Source organism: Escherichia sp. GZ89 (assembly GCF_019366485.1).
Taxonomy (GTDB): domain Bacteria; phylum Pseudomonadota; class Gammaproteobacteria; order Enterobacterales; family Enterobacteriaceae; genus Escherichia; species Escherichia fergusonii.
Genome location: NZ_JAEOHX010000001.1, coordinates 257,613 through 279,053, shown reverse-complemented (window position 1 = coordinate 279,053; position 21,441 = coordinate 257,613). Strand labels below are relative to the sequence as shown.

24 protein-coding genes are annotated in these 21,441 nt (G+C 48.2%); 13 read left to right on the top strand and 11 right to left on the bottom strand.

The features are described from left to right. The first annotated feature begins 77 nt into the window (after positions 1-77). From manX to mntP, 6 genes are all read left to right on the top strand, one after another. Positions 78-1,049 (top strand): PTS mannose transporter subunit IIAB, encoded by a 972-nt coding sequence (gene manX, locus K0335_RS01370; protein WP_000150517.1) that lies wholly within the window; start codon positions 78-80, stop codon positions 1,047-1,049. 61 nt (positions 1,050-1,110) lie between these two features. Next, positions 1,111-1,911 carry a PTS mannose transporter subunit IIC gene (gene manY, locus K0335_RS01365; RefSeq protein ID WP_000406455.1) on the top strand — a complete coding sequence of 267 codons (801 nt, stop codon included), beginning with the start codon at positions 1,111-1,113 and terminating at the stop codon, positions 1,909-1,911. A gap of 12 nt (positions 1,912-1,923) precedes the next feature. Further along, positions 1,924-2,775, top strand: coding sequence for a PTS mannose transporter subunit IID (manZ, locus tag K0335_RS01360; protein WP_002431581.1), 852 nt, complete (start codon positions 1,924-1,926; stop codon positions 2,773-2,775). 54 nt (positions 2,776-2,829) lie between these two features. After that, entirely contained in the window at positions 2,830-3,288 is a 459-nt protein-coding gene (locus K0335_RS01355; RefSeq protein WP_000156309.1) for a DUF986 family protein, read from the top strand. A 309-nt stretch (positions 3,289-3,597) separates the two neighbouring features. Beyond that, positions 3,598-3,720 carry a hypothetical protein gene (locus K0335_RS22400; protein ID WP_024256429.1) on the top strand — a complete coding sequence of 41 codons (123 nt, stop codon included), beginning with the start codon at positions 3,598-3,600 and terminating at the stop codon, positions 3,718-3,720. Beyond that, positions 3,717-4,283, top strand: a complete 567-nt coding sequence (gene mntP, locus K0335_RS01350) for a manganese efflux pump MntP (RefSeq protein WP_002431582.1) — start codon at positions 3,717-3,719, stop codon at positions 4,281-4,283. The genes K0335_RS22400 and mntP overlap by 4 nt, the downstream gene beginning before the upstream one ends. Here the strand turns inward: mntP and rlmA are convergent. From rlmA to mgrB, 5 genes are all read right to left on the bottom strand, one after another. Continuing rightward, the gene (gene rlmA, locus K0335_RS01345) at positions 4,280-5,089 is read right to left on the bottom strand and encodes a 23S rRNA (guanine(745)-N(1))-methyltransferase (RefSeq protein ID WP_104919672.1); all 810 of its coding nucleotides are present in this window, start codon (positions 5,087-5,089) and stop codon (positions 4,280-4,282) included. The two genes, mntP and rlmA, sit on opposite strands and share 4 nt — an antisense overlap. 156 nt (positions 5,090-5,245) lie before the next feature. Beyond that, positions 5,246-5,455, bottom strand: a complete 210-nt coding sequence (gene cspE, locus K0335_RS01340) for a transcription antiterminator/RNA stability regulator CspE (protein WP_001062678.1) — start codon at positions 5,453-5,455, stop codon at positions 5,246-5,248. A 12-nt stretch (positions 5,456-5,467) separates the two neighbouring features. Beyond that, a complete protein-coding gene (locus K0335_RS01335) occupies positions 5,468-5,611 on the bottom strand; it encodes a DUF2627 domain-containing protein (protein WP_015953346.1) in 144 nt (47 codons plus the stop codon). 825 nt (positions 5,612-6,436) lie between these two features. After that, positions 6,437-6,724, bottom strand: coding sequence for a YebO family protein (locus K0335_RS01330; protein WP_001006712.1), 288 nt, complete (start codon positions 6,722-6,724; stop codon positions 6,437-6,439). Positions 6,725-6,797: 73 nt separating this feature from the next. After that, a complete protein-coding gene (gene mgrB / locus K0335_RS01325; protein WP_024256427.1) occupies positions 6,798-6,941 on the bottom strand; it encodes a PhoP/PhoQ regulator MgrB in 144 nt (47 codons plus the stop codon). Positions 6,942-7,095: 154 nt separating this feature from the next. Here mgrB and K0335_RS01320 point away from each other — a divergent pair, with 154 nt between their 5' ends. Continuing rightward, entirely contained in the window at positions 7,096-7,335 is a 240-nt protein-coding gene (locus tag K0335_RS01320) for a YobH family protein (RefSeq protein ID WP_001219155.1), read from the top strand. A gap of 210 nt (positions 7,336-7,545) precedes the next feature. On the opposite strand, the gene kdgR is transcribed toward K0335_RS01320, so the two are convergent. After that, a complete protein-coding gene (gene kdgR, locus K0335_RS01315; protein ID WP_000168755.1) occupies positions 7,546-8,328 on the bottom strand; it encodes a DNA-binding transcriptional regulator KdgR in 783 nt (260 codons plus the stop codon). 175 nt (positions 8,329-8,503) lie between these two features. On the opposite strand from kdgR, the gene K0335_RS01310 reads away from it, so the two are divergent. Then, the gene (locus tag K0335_RS01310) at positions 8,504-9,877 is read left to right on the top strand and encodes an MFS transporter (protein WP_219393697.1); all 1,374 of its coding nucleotides are present in this window, start codon (positions 8,504-8,506) and stop codon (positions 9,875-9,877) included. A gap of 47 nt (positions 9,878-9,924) precedes the next feature. Here K0335_RS01310 and htpX read toward each other — a convergent pair whose 3' ends face one another. The 4 genes from htpX to K0335_RS01290 form a co-directional block, all read right to left on the bottom strand. Next, entirely contained in the window at positions 9,925-10,806 is an 882-nt protein-coding gene (gene htpX / locus K0335_RS01305; RefSeq protein WP_000984509.1) for a protease HtpX, read from the bottom strand. A 180-nt stretch (positions 10,807-10,986) separates the two neighbouring features. Next, positions 10,987-13,035: a carboxy terminal-processing peptidase gene (gene prc, locus K0335_RS01300; protein ID WP_104919670.1), complete on the bottom strand. Its 2,049-nt coding sequence runs from the start codon at positions 13,033-13,035 to the stop codon at positions 10,987-10,989. A 19-nt stretch (positions 13,036-13,054) separates the two neighbouring features. Beyond that, positions 13,055-13,744 carry an RNA chaperone ProQ gene (proQ, locus tag K0335_RS01295; RefSeq protein ID WP_000431358.1) on the bottom strand — a complete coding sequence of 230 codons (690 nt, stop codon included), beginning with the start codon at positions 13,742-13,744 and terminating at the stop codon, positions 13,055-13,057. A 96-nt stretch (positions 13,745-13,840) separates the two neighbouring features. Then, the gene (locus K0335_RS01290) at positions 13,841-14,338 is read right to left on the bottom strand and encodes a GAF domain-containing protein (protein ID WP_001043894.1); all 498 of its coding nucleotides are present in this window, start codon (positions 14,336-14,338) and stop codon (positions 13,841-13,843) included. A 129-nt stretch (positions 14,339-14,467) separates the two neighbouring features. Between K0335_RS01290 and yebS the strand changes: the two genes are divergently transcribed. From yebS to K0335_RS01265, 5 genes are all read left to right on the top strand, one after another. Beyond that, positions 14,468-15,751 carry a membrane integrity lipid transport subunit YebS gene (gene yebS, locus K0335_RS01285; protein WP_104919669.1) on the top strand — a complete coding sequence of 428 codons (1,284 nt, stop codon included), beginning with the start codon at positions 14,468-14,470 and terminating at the stop codon, positions 15,749-15,751. Beyond that, a complete protein-coding gene (yebT, locus tag K0335_RS01280; protein ID WP_002432104.1) occupies positions 15,720-18,353 on the top strand; it encodes a lipid-binding membrane homeostasis protein YebT in 2,634 nt (877 codons plus the stop codon). Before yebS ends, yebT begins: the two co-directional genes overlap by 32 nt. Before the next feature lie 79 nt (positions 18,354-18,432). Next, positions 18,433-19,872 (top strand): 16S rRNA (cytosine(1407)-C(5))-methyltransferase RsmF, encoded by a 1,440-nt coding sequence (gene rsmF, locus K0335_RS01275; protein ID WP_002432103.1) that lies wholly within the window; start codon positions 18,433-18,435, stop codon positions 19,870-19,872. Positions 19,873-19,989: 117 nt separating this feature from the next. After that, positions 19,990-20,226: a YebV family protein gene (locus K0335_RS01270; RefSeq protein ID WP_001295499.1), complete on the top strand. Its 237-nt coding sequence runs from the start codon at positions 19,990-19,992 to the stop codon at positions 20,224-20,226. A 104-nt stretch (positions 20,227-20,330) separates the two neighbouring features. Further along, positions 20,331-20,522 carry a YebW family protein gene (locus K0335_RS01265; protein WP_001296140.1) on the top strand — a complete coding sequence of 64 codons (192 nt, stop codon included), beginning with the start codon at positions 20,331-20,333 and terminating at the stop codon, positions 20,520-20,522. On the opposite strand, the gene pphA is transcribed toward K0335_RS01265, so the two are convergent. Beyond that, positions 20,523-21,179, bottom strand: a complete 657-nt coding sequence (pphA, locus tag K0335_RS01260) for a protein-serine/threonine phosphatase (protein ID WP_000812708.1) — start codon at positions 21,177-21,179, stop codon at positions 20,523-20,525. Between the last annotated feature and the right edge of the window lie 262 nt (positions 21,180-21,441).

Genomic DNA, 21,441 nt, shown 5'->3' with positions numbered 1-21,441 from the left:
AATCGATTCGAGTATGGACGGCGATTCACAAATACATCTGTACGTTGAGGTGTTAACGATAATAAAGGAGGTAGCAAGTGACCATTGCTATTGTTATAGGCACACATGGTTGGGCTGCAGAGCAGTTGCTTAAAACAGCAGAAATGCTGTTAGGCGAGCAGGAAAACGTCGGCTGGATCGATTTCGTTCCAGGTGAAAATGCCGAAACGTTGATTGAGAAGTACAACGCGCAGTTGGCAAAACTCGACACCAGTAAAGGTGTATTGTTCCTTGTTGATACCTGGGGCGGTAGTCCGTTCAACGCGGCAAGCCGTATCGTGGTTGATAAAGAGCATTATGAAGTTATTGCCGGTGTCAACATCCCCATGTTGGTGGAAACGTTGATGGCTCGTGATGACGATCCGAGTTTTGATGAACTGGTTGCGTTAGCTGTTGAAACCGGACGTGAAGGCGTTAAAGCGCTTAAAGCGAAACCGGCTGAACCTGCAAAAGCGGCCCCGGCCCCTGCTGCTGCACCTAAAGTTGCGGCTCCCGCAAAACCGATGGGACCTAATGACTATATGGTCATCGGGCTTGCCCGTATTGACGACCGACTGATTCATGGTCAGGTTGCTACCCGCTGGACTAAAGAAACAAACGTCTCTCGCATTATTGTTGTCAGTGACGAAGTGGCTGCGGATACCGTACGTAAGACACTTTTGACTCAGGTCGCACCTCCGGGCGTAACAGCTCACGTTGTTGATGTTGCCAAAATGATTCGTGTTTACAACAACCCGAAATATGCCGGCGAACGTGTGATGTTGTTATTCACTAACCCAACAGACGTAGAGCGTCTTGTTGAAGGCGGCGTGAAAATTACCTCTGTTAACGTCGGGGGTATGGCATTCCGTCAGGGTAAAACTCAGGTTAATAACGCCGTTTCGGTAGACGAAAAAGATATCGAAGCGTTTAAGAAACTGAACGAACGCGGTATCGAACTGGAAGTCCGTAAGGTCTCCACCGATCCGAAACTGAAAATGATGGATCTGATCAGCAAAATGGATAAGTAACCATTTTGTTGATTGTTAATCAGCTTTCGAACTTTAGTCTTACGTTAACAGGAGAAGTACAATGGAGATTACCGCTCTTCAGATTGTGCTGATATTTATCGTAGCCTGTGTCGCAGGTATGGGATCTATCCTCGATGAATTTCAGTTCCACCGTCCGCTAATCGCGTGTACCCTGGTGGGTATCGTTCTTGGGGACATGAAAACCGGTATTATTATCGGTGGTACCCTGGAAATGATCGCCCTGGGCTGGATGAACATCGGTGCAGCTGTTGCACCTGACGCCGCGCTGGCTTCTATTATTTCTACCATTCTGGTTATTGCTGGTCATCAGAGTATCGGTGCCGGTATCGCACTGGCTATCCCGCTTGCTGCAGCAGGCCAGGTTCTGACCATTATCGTTCGTACCATCACCGTTGCTTTCCAGCACGCTGCGGATAAGGCGGCTGAAAACGGCAACCTGACAGCGATTTCCTGGATCCATGTTTCTTCTCTGTTCCTGCAAGCAATGCGTGTGGCTATTCCAGCCGTTATCGTTGCGCTGTCTGTTGGTACCAGCGAAGTGCAGAACATGCTGAATGCGATTCCGGAAGTGGTGACCAATGGTCTGAACATTGCCGGTGGTATGATCGTGGTTGTTGGTTATGCGATGGTTATCAACATGATGCGTGCTGGCTACCTGATGCCGTTCTTCTACCTCGGCTTCGTAACCGCAGCATTCACCAACTTTAACCTGGTTGCTCTGGGTGTTATCGGTACCGTTATGGCGGTGCTCTACATTCAGCTTAGCCCGAAATATAACCGCGTCGCCGGTGCGCCAGTTCAGGCTGCTGGTAACAACGATCTCGACAACGAACTGGACTAACAGGTGAGCGAAATGGTTGATACAACTCAAAATACCACCGAGAAAAAACTCACTCAGAGTGATATTCGTGGCGTCTTCCTGCGTTCTAACCTCTTCCAGGGTTCATGGAACTTCGAACGTATGCAGGCGTTGGGCTTCTGCTTCTCTATGGTACCGGCTATTCGCCGTCTCTACCCTGAAAACAACGATGCCCGTAAACAAGCGATTAAACGTCACCTGGAATTCTTTAACACCCAACCCTTCGTGGCTGCGCCAATTCTGGGCGTAACCCTGGCACTGGAAGAGCAGCGTGCTAATGGTGCAGAGATCGACGATGGCGCAATCAACGGTATCAAAGTTGGTCTGATGGGGCCGCTGGCTGGTGTGGGCGATCCAATCTTCTGGGGTACTGTACGTCCGGTATTTGCAGCTCTGGGCGCGGGTATCGCTATGAGCGGAAGCCTGTTAGGGCCGTTGCTGTTCTTTATCCTGTTTAACCTGGTACGTCTGGCAACCCGTTACTATGGCGTGGCATATGGTTACAGTAAAGGACTTGATATCGTTAAAGATATGGGCGGTGGCTTCCTGCAAAAACTGACGGAAGGGGCGTCCATACTCGGCCTGTTTGTCATGGGGGCGCTAGTTAACAAGTGGACGCACGTTAATATCCCGATGGTTGTCTCGCGCATCACTGACCAGACGGGTAAAGAACATGTGACGACTGTTCAAACTATTCTTGATCAGTTAATGCCGGGCCTTGTACCGTTGCTGCTGACTTTCGCCTGTATGTGGCTGCTGCGCAAGAAAGTGAATCCGCTGTGGATCATTGTTGGCTTCTTTGTCATTGGTATCGCCGGTTACGCTTGCGGCCTGCTGGGACTGTAATACTGTTGTACACTACCGGGGCCTTTAGGCCCCGTTTTTTTATCTGGAGGATTAATGACAATCACGGAACTGGTACTGATTCTCTTTATTGCCGCGCTACTCGCCTTTGCCATTTATGATCAGTTCATCATGCCCCGCCGCAACGGCCCTACCCTGCTGGCAATTCCTTTGCTCCGACGTGGTCGCATCGACAGTGTTATTTTCGTCGGGCTGATTGTCATTCTTATCTATAACAATGTCACAAATCATGGTGCGCAAATAACCACCTGGTTATTAAGTGCGCTGGCATTAATGGGTTTTTATATTTTCTGGATCCGCGTGCCGAAGATCATCTTTAAACAAAAAGGTTTTTTCTTCGCCAATGTCTGGATTGAATATAGCCGGATAAAGGCGATGAACTTATCGGAAGATGGCGTGCTGGTTATGCAATTAGAACAGCGTCGTTTGTTAATCCGTGTAAGAAATATCGACGATCTTGAAAAAATTTATAAACTTCTCGTTTCCACTCAATAAGTTATAAATTTAGCCCAGGCTATGTTTAGTGTATTTTTAATAATCAGACATAGCTTAGGCTATATTATACCTTCCTTTATTTGTTATTTATTTTAACGTTTTATTGATATATAAATCTAAATGAAAATCGTTATCAACAAAACAATGAGATAATATATTCCAACAGTTGTTTTATATTCTCAAAATATGTTAAGGTTGCGCCCTCATTTGGGGAGTAGCCAATTTCCATTTTATGGAAATGTACGTGTCAACATACTCGTTGCAAAACGTGGCACGTACGGACTGAAAAGTTCAGTCAGGCGAGACCATATGCACATCAATCGCTATGTCTGTCTGTATGCTGACGCGGCAATTCCGCTCATCGTGCAACATGCATGTTTGCTGGGGGCGATGGTGTGTTTTATGGATACCCCGGTCAGGATGTTGTCATGAATATCACTGCTACTGTTCTACTTGCGTTTGGCATGTCAATGGATGCTTTTGCGGCGTCGATTGGCAAAGGTGCCACACTCCATAAGCCGAAGTTCTCAGAAGCACTGCGTACAGGCCTAATTTTTGGTGCTGTAGAAACGCTTACGCCCCTAATTGGTTGGGGTATGGGAATGTTAGCCAGCCGCTTTGTCCTCGAATGGAATCACTGGATTGCCTTTGTTTTGCTAATCTTCCTTGGTGGACGAATGATCATTGAAGGCATTCGCGGTGGTGACGATGAAGATGAAGAACCGCGTCGCCGGCATGGATTCTGGCTACTGGTAACCACTGCTATCGCCACTAGTCTGGATGCTATGGCCGTAGGTGTTGGTCTGGCCTTCCTGCAAGTCAACATTATCGCCACTGCGTTGGCAATTGGCTGTGCAACGCTGATTATGTCAACCTTAGGTATGATGGTTGGACGCTTTATCGGACCGATTCTTGGCAAAAAAGCTGAAATTCTGGGTGGGCTGGTACTGATAGGTATCGGCGTCCAGATCCTCTGGACGCATTTCCACGGTTAATTCGACCGCTGCCAGATGTGAAGATTAAAATCCGTCTGGCAGTCAAATATAGCTTTGGTAGCTAACTCTTCCCATACTTCTGTCTTCGCGCGCCACGCAAATGGTGTCATCTGAAGTAACGCAACCGCTTCACTGCCTTTCAAATGCATTGGGTAGCTTAATGAAATCCCCTTCACCAAATTGAAACCTTCCAGTACTTCTGTATGTGGATCGTGTAACCGTACCTGTTCATAAATAAGTCCTTTCAGTTCCATTAAGTGGTGTGGACCAGGCGTTGCAGTGATCACTAATCCACCGGGTTTTACCACTCGCGCTAACTCTTCAGCTTTGCAGGGTGCATAAATGCGAATAATTGCGTCCATACAGGCATCAGCAAACGGTAACCGATGACTGGAGGCCACGCAAAATTTGACTTGTGAATAACGCTTCGCTGCAGCTCTGATAGCGACCTTAGAGACATCCAACCCATAAGTCGTAACTGCGGGAACCGCATCTGCAAATGCGTGCGTGTAATACCCTTCCCCACAACCAATATCCAGAATTGCACTGGCGTTTTTGCTCAGTTGTTCAGTCAGGATGGCGACAATCGCTTCACGCAAAGGAAGATAATATCCGGCATCGAGAAAAGTCCGTCGAGCCTGCATCATTTCCGCACTATCGCCAGGATCACGAGAACGCTTATGTTGTACAGGCAGCAGATTCACATATCCCTCTTTCGCTACATCAAACTGGTGTCGCTGTGGGCAAACATAGCTGGTATGAGTTTGAGTAAGAGACTGATGACATAATGGACAGGAAAACGACATGGCTACTCCGGCAGTATACTAAAGGCCGCAAGTTTAGCGCGATTAACGGGTCCGGCAAACAACAACCCACCGGATACAGATGTTAAAAAGCCTCGCACTGGCGAGGCTTTATAGCTGAGATTGATGCGTCTTAACGCCTCAAATCAGTGGTTTCGATCAGATAGCTGTTACGTTAACAGCAGCCGGACCTTTCTGGCCGTCCTGAATTTCGAACTCAACGTTCTGGCCTTCTGCCAGAGTTTTGAAGCCATTACCCTGAATAGCAGAGAAGTGTACGAATACGTCTTTGCTACCATCTGCCGGAGTAATGAAGCCAAAACCTTTTGACTCGTTGAACCACTTAACTTGACCTTTAATCTTTGCCATTTGCAAAATTCCTTAGAGTATATTCTTCGCCCGCAGGCTTAACATAGATAAAACTGAGACATTACTGCATGAGGCACTAATATAAGGTTCGGCAGAGAAGCGGTATTCAACGTCAACGTGTTTACTCTGGACTTCTTTACTGAAAATGCCACACATAAACAGAACTGTACCTCGTTTAACCCAAAACGTGTTATCACATACAACGTTAATTATGGCAAGCCATTTTTAAACGTGTCTCGATCAGCCGCACAAATTCCAGGTAATTTTTTGCAGACTAACGCACACTTATGCGTCAGGGCACGACCTGATATATTTGTCCGTTACTTCTTTTGCATGTCAGGGAATGACCTGAGCAAGCACTTTTTTACCATAGCTCAATAACTTCGCCTCTTCCAGGCTAAGTGTTCAACTTCTCGCCAGAGCTCACACATATCACTTTTTATGCTATAGATTGCATAATTTGTCATAATAACAGTAATCGTTTTTCTTTAAACTCACGTTAGTTATGTTTTTTCATTTCTGATTAACTATCATCAGAAAATGTTATCTTTTTATCGCATTGAATAATGAACCTATGATGACATTACTCGAAAAAAGTGAGAGAAACGTTTCGCAAATAATTAAATGACAGGAATCACAATTTGGGCATAATCATAATAATGTATTATGGCGAGATATTATTGGAATCTGGATCGCAAAAGATAGAACGTGGAGTAAATTAACCCGATGACACTTTCAACCAACATATTTTCTGTTGCACTGAATTAGTGCATTTTACTTTTTGTCCGGGAAATATAGGAACCTGCCCCAACAAATCTAATTGTTGCAGGCAGTTTAGAAACACGCAGAGCGGAAAACCGGTACGTATGCGCAGTAAGTGACTATTTAGCTCATTGCCCAGGGCCCAAGTGGCAAATAAAATCGACTATCCAGGTTGGGCTCTATGTCGCTCATTGATATCGAGCGACTTTAACCAATGCATTAGCGCTCTGCGACTAAGCGGATAATGTCATCTCGATCTTCTTCATCATTCGATTCAGAAGATGCTTCTGGTGCCTTTTCCGGCTCGTTAGCTTCGCATAATCTGCGCAGCAAGGCATTTTGTCGTTTTTGCTGATCCAGCATCGCTTCAAGTAGCTCAATTTGTTCGTTTGTCCGGGAGCTTGCCCGGTTAACAAAGAACCACAAAACCAGACCAATGACCAGTACAACCACCGACACAATCAAAGACGCAAAGTTAAGTACGCCTGAATTTAATACTTCGTTCATTTCACACCTCGCTGTAGACGCAACATTCTACCACCGCCACACCGGAAGGAAATCAACAGATGCAAAAAGAGGATTACCAGGGGATAAATTTATTGATCGCACAAATTCCGCTGAAAAATTGCACATCCTGATCGCACATGATGTTTATCACCTGCGCCCAAAGCACCAGACAGGCAAGCACAACTACGATCAGAACAAGCCACCGAAACTTTTTCACTTCATGCTCCATATCAACAAACTACTCCTCTACGCTAGCACGACAAACTTAAACCGAGGCTAACTGTAACCAAAGTGTTTTTTCGGAATTATGGCCTTGTTGCGTGCCATGCTCAGGCTAATCTTAAAGTGTCATAATAATAAAAGAGGTTGTGATGCGTATATTCGTTCGCACAGTTACCGTGATAGCACTTGGATGGATTGTTTTATTAATGAGTGGATATGGGGTATTAGTGGGAAGTAAGCAGAACGCGGCGGGGCTAGGCCTGCAATGCAAGTATCTTACCGCTCGTGGTACATCGACAGCTCAGTATCTTCATACAGAGAGTGGCATAATCGGTTTTAGCGATTGCCCGGTTTTACGTAAAAGCACAGTCGTTATTGATAACGATTAATTATTAACCTGAAGAGATGTAAGGATACATTTCTCATTGATATGATTATTGCTATCAACAGGGGTATTTGTTACGCGTTTTACTAAAAGCATCCCTAAAACCTGCTTCGCGGACTGCTGGCAGGTTTTTTATCGACTGCAATTTCAATATCAAAAGTATATTGGTCATAATCGCCATACTTCAAATTGCATGTGCTGCAACTCGAAATATTTACCCTATGTATCCCATTTGAGCTGAAATTTTCCGCGCTGCATTCTGCAAAATAGCGACATACTCCTGCAAGCGTTCTTGTGAGAAACGCAGTGTAGGGAATGAAATACTCAGGCCAGCGATCACCACGCCAAAGCGGTCGAATACCGGGACAGCAATACAACGCAGCCCTGCTTCCTGCTCTTCATTGTCTTCACCATAGCCCTGAGCACGAACTTGATCCAGCACAGGCAGTAACGCTTCAGTACTAGTAATGGTGCGCTCGGTACTCCGCTTATATTCGACGTGTTCCAGGATTTGTTTGATTTCTTCATGGTCACGCCATGCCAGCAAGACTTTACCAATTGCGGTGCTGTAGAGCGGATTTCGACGACCAATACGGGAGTACATACGTAAATTGTACATGGAGTCGATTTTATGAATATAGACAATGCTGTCTTCGTCCAGCGCGCCAAGGTGAATGGTTTCTTTGGTAAGTCTGGAAAGTTCGCGCATTTGAATATCTGCGCTACGAATCAAATCGACATTTTGTAATGCACGGGCACCCAGTTCGAATAATTTCAACGTCAGGGAATATTTTTCTGACTCCCCCTCCTGAGCAACATAGCCCAACGTTTTCATGGTTTGCAAAAAGCGATAAACGGTACTTTTTGACATCATAACGCGTTGAGAAAGCTCGGTAATACCAATTTCACGCTCTTCGCCTAATGCCTGTAAAATACCGAAAACTTTCAACACGGAAGAAACAGAATCAGGTTGTTTACCCAGATCTGTACTGGCCATTCATCACCTCATTGCGAGTGTTTTAGAAAAATCAGAACCGAATTTTATTATAAATTCACGATCCTGGCGTCGCAATGCAAGTTTTGCCGCTTCGTTACAATTCTGCGACATCCCACACCAGTATCAATGCTAGAATCATTAATCTGCTTATCAATTCCTGAAGACCAAGATTCTTATGCAAAAAATTCAGGCCGATGGCCTGCCGTTGCCGCAACGGTACGGTGCCATTTTAACCATCATCATTGGCATTTCAATGGCAGTGCTGGATGGTGCTATTGCTAACGTCGCACTACCTACCATCGCATCAGATCTTAACGCCACACCTGCCAGCTCTATTTGGGTCGTTAACGCTTATCAGATCGCCATTGTCATTTCATTACTCACCTTCTCATTTTTAGGTGATATGTTTGGTTACCGACGAATTTATAAATTTGGTCTGGTGGCATTTCTTCTTTCTTCGCTGCTTTGTGCACTCTCAGATACGCTTCAACTACTCACCATGGCGCGCATCGCGCAGGGTATTGGAGGGGCCGCGTTGATGAGTGTTAATACCGCGCTCATTCGTCTTATCTATCCCCAACGCTTTTTGGGGCGCGGTATGGGTATTAACTCCTTTATTGTGGCGGTATCTTCTGCAGCAGGCCCTACGATTGCCGCAGCCATTCTCTCCGTAGCATCATGGAAGTGGCTATTTTTAATTAACGTTCCGTTGGGCATTCTGGCGTTAATTTTAGCGATGCGTTTTTTACCACCAAATGGCTCTCGTGGTAGCAAACCGCGTTTTGATCTTCCCAGCGCTATTATGAATGCGCTCACGTTTGGTCTGTTGATTACTGCTTTAAGCGGTTTTGCTCAGGGACAATCATTAACGCTTATTGCTGCGGAAGTTGCAGTGATGATTGTGGTGGGTTATTTCTTTATTCGCTGCCAACTCGCCCTTCCAGTTCCTCTGTTGCCCGTTGATTTACTGCGCATTCCCCTTTTCTCGCTCTCTATTGGCACTTCAGTTTGCTCTTTCTGCGCGCAGATGCTGGCGATGGTTTCTTTGCCCTTTTACCTGCAAACTGTACTTGGTCGAAGTGAAGTAGAAACAGGCTTGTTACTCACTCCCTGGCCTTTAGCTACCATGGTTATGGCTCCACTTGCCGGGTATTTGATTGAGCGTGTACATGCAGGATTGTTAGGCGCATTAGGGATGATCATTATGGCCTCGGGGCTTTTTGCCTTAGTGTTACTTCCTGCCTCACCAGCCGATATCAATATTATTTGGCCGATGATTCTTTGTGGTGCAGGATTTGGTTTATTTCAGTCGCCAAATAACCATACGATTATTACCTCCGCCCCGCGCGAACGTAGCGGTGGTGCCAGTGGTATGTTAGGCACAGCACGACTACTCGGGCAAAGCAGTGGCGCAGCACTGGTTGCACTTATGCTGAACCAATTTGGTGATAACGGTACACATGTGTCGTTGTTGACTGCCGGAATACTGGCGGTGATTGCGGCGGGAGTGAGTGGCTTACGCATCACACAACCTCGAGTGAAAAGGTAAAAAAAGAGCGCGTTAATCAGAACGCGCTCTTTTTGTTTTGCTATCGCTTACTTCAGATATTCACCTGTCCGCAGCGCTTCGATACGTTTATCCAGCGGTGGGTGAGTCATAAACAATTCACTCAGCGATTTCGATTTACCGTTGATGCAAAATGCCATCATGCTGGTAGCTTCTTGTGGTTCATAACTGGTTTTCAAACGCTGCAGTGCAGCAATCATTTTCTCACGACCAACCAGTTTTGCCGAACCGGCATCAGCATGGAATTCACGGTGACGCGAGAACCACATGGTGATAATGCTTGCCAGAATACCAAAGACCAACTCCAGTACTGTGGCGACTGCAAAATAAATCAGAGGGTTACCGTTACTCTCTTCACCATCATCACGGTTACCACCCATAAAACCAGCAGCCAACTGCGCGAGAATTCGTGAAATAAAGATAACGAAGGTGTTCACCACGCCCTGAATCAGCGTCATGGTCACCATGTCGCCATTGGCGATGTGGCTGATTTCATGAGCAATTACTGCCTCGGCTTCATCCGGACTCATGTTTTGCAGTAAACCAGTGCTGACAGCAACCAGAGAGGCATCACGACGGGCACCGGTCGCGAAAGCGTTGATATCCGGTGCATGGTAGATAGCTACCTGCGGCATAGCAATCCCCGCCTGACGCGCCTGAGTTGCTACAGTATTGACCAGCCAACGTTCCCTTTCGTTACGCGGTTGCTCGATCACTTCCCCGCCCACAGATCTCAACGCCATCCATTTGGACATCAGAAGCGAAACGAAGGAACCACCAAAACCGAACAGCAAGGCCATAATCATCAGCCCCTGAACGCTGCTCGACTGTATCCCTGTCAGGCTCAGTACCAGCCCGAAAACGACCATAACGGCCAGGTTCGTTAGCAGGAAGAGCGCGATTCGCATCATAATTTTCTTTTTACCTCAGTTTAACAAAACGCACTACGCGTAACCCACATCGTATGGGTTACGCCGCCATTTTCAAGTCTGAACGCTGTGTAAGTCAGTAGAAAGACACAACTTTACATTTTGTAGCATTTGGCTGACGTGTGAAAAAAAACAGGCACATTATCTTGTGCCTGTTTGACATTACTTAGTAGACGCGGGGTTTTCCGCTGGCTTCTCTTTTTCAAGATGCGCCAGGTCGAGCGCTATTTTTACCGTTTCATCAAGATACGGATCTGGCTCCTGATAATCTTTCGGCAGATCATCCAGTTTCTTCAACTGTGGTTTACCTTCCCGTTTAAACCGATCATTGAGGCGCTGCAGACGCAGTGCATCATCTTCGTTATTCTCTTTTTCGCGTTGTGCAAAATTGAGCGAGGCAATACTACGCTTCTCCTTCATCGCTTTGAAACGGGCAATATCATTCATGATGTACTGGAATTCAGGATCATTAGCGATACGAGCGTTATGCTCTTTAAGCAGCACCGGCCCAAACGATTTCAGATCACCTGATTTCACGTAAGTTGCGGCGTCAATACTGTCCCACGGTAATGCATTGTCTTCGAATTTTTCTCCGGTTTCCGTCTCTTCATTGCCCGTAGGCATGATGATGTCTGGCGTTACACCTTTACGCTGTGTACTGCCACCGTTAACACGATAAAATTTCTGGATTGTATACTGTACTGAACCTAATGCAGGCCATTCAGGACGCAACATTTGATCGTAAATACGATTCAAAGAACGGTACTGCTGTACGGTACCTTTACCAAAGGTCGGTTCGCCAACCACCAATGCCCGGCCGTAATCCTGCATCGCCGCAGCGAAGATCTCTGACGCAGAGGCACTAAAACGATCAACAAGGACAACAAGCGGACCTTTGTAATAGACCACACCATCGTTGTCGCTATCTTCACGTACCTTGCCGTTGTTATCACGCACCTGCACCACCGGGCCAGATGGGATAAACAAACCGGAAAGCGAAACTGCCTCGGTCAACGCACCACCGCCGTTACTGCGCAGATCGATAATCACACTGCTGACGTTCTGTTTTTCCAGTTTCTGCAACTGCACTTTAACGTCATCGGTTAAGCCCACGTAGAAACCAGGGATATCCAGCACACCAACTTTTTCTTTACCGACGGTTTTCACCGACATCTTAACGGCGCGATCTTCCAGGCGAATACGTTCGCGCGTCAGGGTAATCGTTTTAGTTTTAGTGCCCTTACCTGCTGGCAGGATCTCAAGTCGTACCTTACTGCCCTTAGGGCCTTTAATTAAGGCAACGACATCATCCAGACGCCAACCGATAACATCGACCATCGGTTTACCCGTTTGCCCAACACCAACAATACGATCGCCCACACTTATCGCTTTGCTCTTCGCTGCCGGACCACCGGCAACCATGGAGTTGATAACGGTGTAGTCATCATCCATCTGCAATACTGCGCCAATACCTTCCAGCGACAGGCTCATTTCAGTATTGAACTGTTCGGTATTACGTGGAGAGAGATAATTGGTATGAGGATCGATTTCACGTGCAAATGCGGTCATCGCCAGCGAGAAGACATCTTCACTGTTGGTTTGTGCCAGTCGACGAATAGCAAATTTATAACGACGCGTCAGGGTGTCACGAATTTCCTGATCGGTTTTACCGGTCAATTTCAGGCTTAATTCGTCAAATTTCACCTTGCCATCCCACAACGCATTCATTTCCGCTTCGTCTTTCGGCCACGGAGCTTTGCTGCGGTCAAGGTTATAGGTGTCGTTACCCGTGAAATCCATCGGGCGTTCCAGTACTTTCAATGCGTACTGATAACGTTCAAATCGGCGCTTTTGTGCCAGATTATAGAGATCATAAAAGACGTCCAGTTTGCCCGTACGTAATTCATCACCAAGCTGATTTTTCTTTTTAGCGAAGGCTTCTACGTCACTTGCCAGCAACACATTGTGGCTGTAATCAAGCAGATTCAGATAACGATCGAATATTTTCGCAGAAAACGCCTGATCGAGGTCAAACTGACGATAATGCGAACGCGTAAAACGAGAAGTCACGCGCTCACTTACTGTCGCGTGTTGAGTCTCTTCCTTCAAAACAGGAATTTGCTCAACACGTGTAATATCATCTACAGCGAAGGTCTGGCCTGCTATTGCAAGCAGGCCAGCAAACGCGGTAAGCCTAAAAAAATTGTTCATGCCAGGCCCGGCCTCCGTTTCAGAACACCAGGTGTTCTGCGCGCACAATCAAAGACATACCCGAATTCAGCTGTACCCGGACGCCGTCTTTGGTGATTTCGAGTACGGTGGCATCCATCGCATCGTTGCCTGCTTTCACTTTAAGCGCCTGCCCTACGGTCAGTGCAGAAATATCGGAAACAGGTGTGTGCTTCTCTTCGCGAGGTGCTCGTGGTGCTTTCGCTGCGGGCTTTTCAGCGCGAGGCTTGCGCTCTGCGCCTTCTTTACGGCGAGGTGCTGCAGGACGCGGTTTGCGCTCACGACGTGGTGCAGATTCTTTATCCCCTGCAGCCGCAGCTGCTTCACGCTTTTTCGCCTGCTGTTCAGCACGTTGCGCCTGAACGCGAGCTTTTGCTTCTTCAAGCTGCTTACGGGCATGCTCAACGTGCTGCTCCTCCAGCTCACCACACGGGTTACCGTCGAGATCGACACGTATTGCGCCTGGTTTTACGCCATACAGGTAGCGCCAGCTTGAAGTATAAAGACGTAAAGCGGATCGCAGTTGCGTTTTGCTGAGGTTCATTTCCCCGGCAACACGGTCAACCAGATCCTGAAAAATACCGATTTTCAGCGGACGCGCTTCACCTTCCGCACTGAAACAGTGGGGAAAACGCTCGGCCAGAAACGCGATTACTTCTTTACTGCTATTCAACTTAGGTTGATTTTCCATGAAATTTCCTGATTACAACGGACGTAGCCAACAAGCGCAGGCATGAACAGGCGTCATTATAATGACGCCATCAGTAATTGCTACGTTATCCGTTGATTATCCTGCGACGCTCGCAAAGAATTTTTTGTAATCCGTCATTGCAAGCACTTTTTCCAGCTCCGTCACCAGCAGGCGCAGGCCTTGTTCATCCTCTTCTGTGAAGCGGCCAAACTGAGTGCTATCAATATCCAGAACGCCAATAATCTGATCTTCAACCACCAGCGGCAAAACTATCTCCGCGTTGCTGGCTGCATCACAGGCGATATGACCATCAAAAGCGTGGACATCTTCAATACGCTGCACTTCATTGCGAGCAACAGCCGTACCGCACACGCCACGTCCAACCGGGATCCGTACACAGGCGATTTTGCCCTGAAACGGCCCCAGCACCAACGTCTCGCCTTCGAGTAAATAAAATCCTGCCCAGTTTACATCAGTCAGGCGCTCATACAGCAAAGCACTGGTATTCGCCAGTGTTGCCAGAAAGCTAGTTTCTCCAGCCATTAATGCCCGAAAATCACGGTTTAAATCCGCGTAAAATTCTGTTTTGTTCATTATATAATCACTTGGTTGTCTTACCTGGAACTGCCAGCCTATTAAAATAAGCATTAAATGCGTTAATGCTCAAGATCATTCCCATCATGGGTTATTATTAATGTTAATTCTTATTACATTTGGCACGTCATGGCTCTTAACACCCCGCAAGTTACGCCATCAAAAAAAATAACAGTAAGGTCAATTGGCGAGGAACTTCCACGTGGTGATTATCAACGTTGCCCGCAATGTGACATGCTGTTTAGTCTGCCCGAGATAAATTCTCATCAAAGTGCCTATTGTCCGCGCTGTCAGGCAAAAATTCGTGACGGGCGCGACTGGTCGCTAACGCGTCTGGCAGCAATGGCATTCACCATGCTGTTGCTGATGCCGTTTGCCTGGGGCGAACCGCTGTTGCATATCTGGCTGTTAGGCATTCGTATTGACGCCAATGTCATGCAAGGCATCTGGCAAATGACCAAACAGGGCGATGCAATAACGGGGGCGATGGTCTTTTTTTGCGTTATTGGTGCCCCCCTCATTCTGGTGACCTCCATAGCTTATTTATGGTTTGGTAACCGACTGGGAATGAATCTACGTCCGGTACTGCTGATGCTTGAGCGACTGAAAGAGTGGGTAATGCTCGATATCTACCTGGTCGGCATTGGCGTTGCTTCTATAAAGGTACAGGATTATGCCCATATCCAGGCGGGTGTCGGCTTGTTCTCTTTTGTGGCGTTGGTGATTTTAACGACGGTGACATTGTCACATCTTAATGTCGAAGAACTGTGGGAGCAATTTTATCCGCAGCGCCCCGCTACGCGTAGGGACGAGAAACTCCGTGTCTGTCTTGGGTGCCATTTTACCGGCTATCCTGATCAGCGTGGTCGCTGCCCGCGTTGCCATATTCCGCTACGCCTGCGTCGCCGTCATAGTCTGCAAAAATGCTGGGCGGCGCTGTTAGCGTCAATCGTTTTGTTGTTACCTGCCAACCTGTTGCCTATTTCTATCATTTATCTGAATGGTGGCCGGCAGGAAGATACGATACTTTCCGGGATTATGTCGCTGGCAAGTAGCAACATTGCGGTCGCCGGAATCGTCTTTATCGCCAGTATTCTGGTGCCGTTTACTAAAGTGATCGTCATGTTCACTTTACTGTTGAGTATTCATTTTAAATGCCAGCAAGGTTTACGCACACGCATTCTATTACTGCGGATGGTGACCTGGATTGGTCGCTGGTCGATGCTTGACCTGTTTGTCATATCTTTAACCATGTCGCTGATTAATCGCGATCAGATCCTCGCTTTTACTATGGGACCGGCTGCGTTTTATTTCGGCGCAGCGGTAATTTTGACTATTCTTGCTGTGGAATGGCTGGACAGCCGCTTACTTTGGGATGCACATGAGTCAGGAAACGCCCGCTTCGACGACTGAAGCGCAGATTAAAAATAAACGCCGTATCTCACCTTTCTGGCTGCTGCCGTTCATCGCGCTAATGATTGCTGGTTGGCTGATTTGGGACAGTTATCAGGATCGGGGTAATACCGTCACCATCGACTTTATGTCGGCGGACGGTATCGTCCCCGGCCGAACGCCTGTTCGTTATCAGGGTGTTGAAGTCGGAACTGTGCAGGATATCAGCCTGAGCGACGATCTTCGTAAGATTGAAGTCAAAGTCAGCATCAAGTCCGATATGAAAGATGCGCTGCGCGAAGAGACACAGTTTTGGCTGGTGACGCCAAAGGCATCGCTGGCAGGAGTCTCCGGGCTGGACGCCCTCGTCGGTGGTAACTATATCGGCATGATGCCGGGTAAAGGTAAAGAGCAGGATCACTTTGTCGCACTCGACACCCAACCAAAATATCGGCTGGATAACGGCGATCTGATGATCCACCTGCAAGCCCCCGATCTCGGTTCACTGAACAGTGGTTCACTGGTCTATTTCCGCAAGATCCCGGTGGGTAAAGTCTACGACTATGCCATCAATCCCAATAAACAAGGTGTGGTGATTGATGTCCTGATCGAGCGGCGTTTTACCGACCTGGTAAAAAAAGGTAGCCGTTTCTGGAACGTTTCCGGCGTTGATGCCAACGTCAGTATCAGTGGCGCGAAGGTGAAACTGGAAAGTCTGGCGGCACTGGTTAACGGTGCGATTGCCTTCGATTCACCTGAAGAGTCGAAACCTGCCGAGGCGGAAGATACCTTTGGTCTGTATGAAGATCTGGCCCATAGCCAGCGTGGCGTAATAATAAAACTGGAACTGCCGAGCGGTGCCGGATTAACCGCCGACTCGACGCCGTTAATGTATCAGGGGCTGGAAGTTGGACAACTAACTAAACTGGATTTAAATCCTGGTGGTAAAGTCACCGGAGAAATGACCGTTGATCCCAGCGTCGTCACGCTGTTACGGGAAAATACCCGCATCGAATTACGTAATCCAAAATTATCCCTTAGCGATGCTAATCTCAGTGCCCTGCTGACCGGCAAAACCTTCGAGTTGGTGCCGGGCGACGGTGAGCCACGTAAAGAATTTATTGTTGTTCCTGGCGAAAAAGCCCTGCTCCATGAGCCAGATGTTCTGACGCTGACCCTGACCGCGCCGGAAAGTTACGGTATTGATGCTGGTCAGCCGCTCATTCTTCACGGCGTGCAGGTAGGCCAGGTTATCGATCGTAAACTCACCAGCAAAGGCGTCACCTTTACCGTCGCCATCGAGCCTCAGCATCGCGACCTGGTAAAAGGCGATAGCAAATTTGTCGTCAACAGTCGTGTCGACGTGAAAGTGGGGCTGGACGGCGTCGAGTTTCTCGGCGCCAGCGCCTCAGAATGGATCAACGGCGGGATCCGCATTCTTCCTGGTGATAAAGGCGCAATGAAACCCAGCTATCCGCTGTATGCCAATCTGGAAAAAGCGCTGGAGAACAGCCTTAGCGATTTGCCCACCACAACCGTGAGTTTGAGTGCAGAGACATTGCCGGATGTGCAAGCGGGATCGGTAGTGCTGTACCGTAAATTTGAAGTTGGTGAAGTTATTACCGTACGTCCCCGAGCTAACGCGTTTGATATCGATCTGCATATTAAGCCGGAATACCGCAACCTCTTGACCAGTAATAGCGTGTTCTGGGCAGAAGGTGGGGCGAAAGTTCAGCTGAATGGTAGTGGCTTGACCGTACAGGCATCCCCGCTCTCCAGAGCATTAAAGGGGGCTATTAGCTTCGATAACCTCAGCGGTGCCAGCGCCAGCCAACGTAAAGGTGACAAGCGAATTCTGTATGCTTCCGAAACAGCGGCCCGTGCGGTTGGCGGACAGATTACGCTCCACGCTTTCGATGCCGGAAAACTGGCAGTCGGGATGCCAATTCGCTATCTCGGTATTGATATCGGGCAAATTCAGACGCTGGATCTGATTACCGCGCGCAATGAAGTACAGGCAAAGGCGGTGCTCTACCCGGAATATGTCCAGACCTTTGCGCGCGGAGGTACACGCTTCTCAGTGGTCACTCCGCAAATTTCGGCAGCGGGCGTTGAGCATCTTGATACTATCCTCCAGCCGTATATCAACGTCGAGCCTGGTCGGGGCAATCCTCGCCGTGACTTTGAATTACAAGAGGCCACCATAACTGATTCGCGTTACCTGGATGGCTTAAGCATTATTGTTGAAGCGCCGGAAGCCGGTTCGTTAGGCATCGGTACGCCTGTGCTGTTCCGTGGTCTGGAAGTAGGTACGGTTACCGGAATGACGCTGGGGACACTGTCAGATCGCGTGATGATTGCGATGCGCATCAGTAAACGCTATCAACACCTGGTGCGTAACAATTCCGTCTTCTGGTTGGCATCGGGTTACAGTTTGGATTTTGGTCTGACTGGCGGCGTGGTGAAAACCGGCACCTTTAACCAGTTTATCCGTGGCGGCATCGCCTTTGCCACGCCTCCGGGTACTCCGCTGGCACCGAAAGCCCAGGAAGGTAAACACTTCCTGTTGCAGGAAAGTGAACCGAAAGAGTGGCGTGAATGGGGAACTGCGCTGCCCAAATAATGTCCATTGCTCCGGCGTGCCTGCGCCGGAGCGTTTATGCTAAACTGCGCGCCTGTTTTTTTGCCTGTGGTACATGCTCGTGGCCCAACACACCGTTTATTTCCCGGACGCCTTTCTGACGCAAATGCGCGAAGCAATGCCTTCGACGCTCTCATTTGATGATTTTCTCTCCGCCTGTCAGCGCCCGTTGCGCCGCAGTATTCGCGTTAATACGCTGAAAATCTCCGTTGCTGATTTCCTGCAATTAACCGCCACTTATAACTGGACGCTTACGCCTATTCCGTGGTGTGAAGAAGGTTTCTGGATTGAACGCGACGATGAAGATGCATTGCCGTTGGGTAGTACCGCAGAGCATTTAAGTGGCCTGTTTTATATTCAGGAAGCCAGTTCAATGTTGCCCGTCGCCGCCTTGTTTGCTGACGGTAATGCACCACAGCGGGTGATGGATGTCGCTGCCGCGCCCGGCTCCAAAACGACGCAAATTGCCGCGCGGATGAATAACGAAGGGGCGATCCTTGCCAATGAGTTTTCCGCCAGTCGGGTAAAAGTGTTACATGCCAATATCAGCCGCTGTGGTATCAGTAATGTTGCGCTCACACATTTTGATGGCCGCGTGTTTGGTGCGGCATTACCCGAAATGTTCGATGCCATTTTGCTGGACGCTCCCTGCTCCGGCGAAGGCGTGGTGCGTAAAGATCCCGATGCGCTAAAAAACTGGTCACCAGAAAGCAATCAGGAAATCGCAGCTACCCAACGGGAACTGATCGACAGCGCCTTTCATGCATTACGCCCTGGCGGTACACTGGTTTACTCGACCTGTACCTTAAACCGGGAAGAAAACGAAGCCGTTTGCCTGTGGCTTAAAGAGACTTACCCCGACGCAGTAGAGTTTTTACCGCTTGGCAATCTCTTCCCTGGTGCAAACAAGGCGCTGACCGAGGAAGGCTTTTTGCATGTTTTCCCACAAATTTACGACTGCGAAGGCTTCTTCGTTGCTCGTCTGCGTAAAACTCAGGCGATTCCCGCCTTACCCGCCCCAAAATACAAAGTGGGCAATTTCCCGTTCAGCCCGGTGAAAGATCGCGAAGCTGGACAAATTCGTCAGGCGGCTGCTGGTGTTGGCTTAAACTGGGATGAAAACCTGCGCCTCTGGCAACGCGACAAAGAACTGTGGTTGTTCCCGGTGGGCATTGAAGCCTTGATCGGTAAAGTCCGATTTTCTCGGTTGGGGATTAAACTTGCCGAAACACATAACAAAGGTTATCGCTGGCAGCATGAAGCGGTTATTGCCCTTGCCTCCCCCGACAATGTGAACGCTTTTGAACTAACGGCGCAGGAAGCGGAGGAGTGGTATCGCGGGCGCGATGTTTACCCGCAAGCCGCGCCAGTTGCGGATGATGTATTGGTTACTTTCCAGCATCAACCGATTGGTTTAGCCAAACGGATTGGTTCGCGACTGAAAAACAGCTACCCGCGTGAACTGGTGCGCGATGGGAAACTTTTTACCGGTAACGCCTGAAAGCGCACAAAAAAAGCGCACGTTTTGACTGGCGCATTCGGCTACCTCAACTAGGCTGAAAAATGGCGCGATCGGACTGGTCGTACCACAACCGACAGCTAAATGGAGAGCACGAAGATGAAAACCAGTGTGCGCATAGGCGCTTTTGAAATCGACGACGGCGAGTTACACGGTGAATCGCCGGGTGATCGAACGTTAACCATTCCTTGTAAATCTGACCCCGATTTATGTATGCAACTGGATGCCTGGGATGCCGAAACCAGTATCCCTGCCCTGCTAAATGGCGAACACTCTGTCCTTTACCGTACCCGTTACGATCAACAATCTGATGCCTGGATTATGCGTCTTGCCTGATCCAAAAAGAACCCGTCGGCATGGCGGGTTATTTATCCTGGTTATTCCCTCGTTGTAAAATCTCTCCTAAACTTAACGGTACGGCACCACACTTCGGGGATGAAATGTTCGCGCTGGTACTTTTTGTTTGCTACCTGGATGGCGGTTGTGAAGATATTGTTGTGGATGTCTACAACACGGAACAGCAGTGTCTTTATTCTATGAGCGATCAACGGATCCGCCATGGCGGTTGTTTTCCGATTGAGGATTTTATTGATGGTTTCTGGCGACCTGCCCAGGAGTACGGTGATTTTTAGTTATTGCAATTGTACAAGAGTCAGTTGGCCCCCAAAGACAGCACCGGTATCAATATAATGCAGGTTGCCAATATCCACGCGATGGCGCAACGGTGTATGACCAAACCAGAAATGATCAGCACCTGTAATTTCCTTCCCTTTTTGGCCTTCACGTAATCGTGAGCGGCTCCACAAGACCTGATGCAAATCGACGTCCTTTTGCCATTCATAAACATCATTAGGATAATCGGCATGAGCAATAACATGTTTGCCGGTGCAACTGTGTACTTCAAGAATAAAGGGCAAATACTGACATTTTTCCAGCGCTGTTTTCGCTTGTTTCTGTTGATTATCTACCAACTCAACAAACCAGTCGCCGCCATTCATTAACCACAACGACATCTGCTGGGATGCCAGCGCATCCATCGCCATCTGTTCATGATTGCCTCTTACCGCACGAACCCAACGTTCTCCAAGTAACTGCAGACAACGTAAACTTTGCGGCCCACGATCGATAACATCTCCCACTGAGATAAGTAAATCTCGCCACGGATCAAAACGACAATGCCATAATTTGCGGCGCAACTGCTCCAGGCATCCATGTAAATCGCCGACCAGCCAGATATGTCGCCATTGACCACCCTCGATTTTCTGATACACGGGAGCAGGCTGTTTCATCAGTTTTTCCTCCCGCGCTAAAGATCACATAATTTTAACAAGAATGTTAAAAAACGCTGGACTAAGACCGTGGAGTGTGTGTTATGGTTGAATATAAAGTCAGCGAATGGAATATTTCTGGCTTTTAACAGATAAAAAGAGACCGAACACGATTCCTGTATTCGGTCCAGGGAAATGGCTCTTGGGAGAGAGCCGTGCGCTAAAAGTTGGCATTAATGCAGGCTTAGTTGCCTTGCCCTTTAAGAATAGATGACGACGCCAG

What these genes read in the sequence shown, in the direction of transcription:
- K0335_RS01330 (WP_001006712.1), bottom strand. Translation starts at nt 6,724, where the DNA reads ATGAACGAAGTATTAAATTCAGGCGTACTTAACTTTGCGTCTTTGATT.
- mntP (WP_002431582.1), top strand. Translation starts at nt 3,717, where the DNA reads ATGAATATCACTGCTACTGTTCTACTTGCGTTTGGCATGTCAATGGAT.
- manY (WP_000406455.1), top strand. Translation starts at nt 1,111, where the DNA reads ATGGAGATTACCGCTCTTCAGATTGTGCTGATATTTATCGTAGCCTGT.
- yebS (WP_104919669.1), top strand. Translation starts at nt 14,468, where the DNA reads ATGGCTCTTAACACCCCGCAAGTTACGCCATCAAAAAAAATAACAGTA.
- K0335_RS01310 (WP_219393697.1), top strand. Translation starts at nt 8,504, where the DNA reads ATGCAAAAAATTCAGGCCGATGGCCTGCCGTTGCCGCAACGGTACGGT.
- kdgR (WP_000168755.1), bottom strand. Translation starts at nt 8,328, where the DNA reads ATGGCCAGTACAGATCTGGGTAAACAACCTGATTCTGTTTCTTCCGTG.
- K0335_RS01335 (WP_015953346.1), bottom strand. Translation starts at nt 5,611, where the DNA reads ATGTGTGGCATTTTCAGTAAAGAAGTCCAGAGTAAACACGTTGACGTT.
- rlmA (WP_104919672.1), bottom strand. Translation starts at nt 5,089, where the DNA reads ATGTCGTTTTCCTGTCCATTATGTCATCAGTCTCTTACTCAAACTCAT.
- K0335_RS01290 (WP_001043894.1), bottom strand. Translation starts at nt 14,338, where the DNA reads ATGAACAAAACAGAATTTTACGCGGATTTAAACCGTGATTTTCGGGCA.
- K0335_RS01265 (WP_001296140.1), top strand. Translation starts at nt 20,331, where the DNA reads ATGTTCGCGCTGGTACTTTTTGTTTGCTACCTGGATGGCGGTTGTGAA.
- proQ (WP_000431358.1), bottom strand. Translation starts at nt 13,744, where the DNA reads ATGGAAAATCAACCTAAGTTGAATAGCAGTAAAGAAGTAATCGCGTTT.
- K0335_RS22400 (WP_024256429.1), top strand. Translation starts at nt 3,598, where the DNA reads ATGCACATCAATCGCTATGTCTGTCTGTATGCTGACGCGGCAATTCCG.
- yebT (WP_002432104.1), top strand. Translation starts at nt 15,720, where the DNA reads ATGAGTCAGGAAACGCCCGCTTCGACGACTGAAGCGCAGATTAAAAAT.
- prc (WP_104919670.1), bottom strand. Translation starts at nt 13,035, where the DNA reads ATGAACAATTTTTTTAGGCTTACCGCGTTTGCTGGCCTGCTTGCAATA.
- htpX (WP_000984509.1), bottom strand. Translation starts at nt 10,806, where the DNA reads ATGATGCGAATCGCGCTCTTCCTGCTAACGAACCTGGCCGTTATGGTC.
- K0335_RS01320 (WP_001219155.1), top strand. Translation starts at nt 7,096, where the DNA reads ATGCGTATATTCGTTCGCACAGTTACCGTGATAGCACTTGGATGGATT.
- cspE (WP_001062678.1), bottom strand. Translation starts at nt 5,455, where the DNA reads ATGGCAAAGATTAAAGGTCAAGTTAAGTGGTTCAACGAGTCAAAAGGT.
- K0335_RS01355 (WP_000156309.1), top strand. Translation starts at nt 2,830, where the DNA reads ATGACAATCACGGAACTGGTACTGATTCTCTTTATTGCCGCGCTACTC.
- K0335_RS01270 (WP_001295499.1), top strand. Translation starts at nt 19,990, where the DNA reads ATGAAAACCAGTGTGCGCATAGGCGCTTTTGAAATCGACGACGGCGAG.
- pphA (WP_000812708.1), bottom strand. Translation starts at nt 21,179, where the DNA reads ATGAAACAGCCTGCTCCCGTGTATCAGAAAATCGAGGGTGGTCAATGG.
- manZ (WP_002431581.1), top strand. Translation starts at nt 1,924, where the DNA reads ATGGTTGATACAACTCAAAATACCACCGAGAAAAAACTCACTCAGAGT.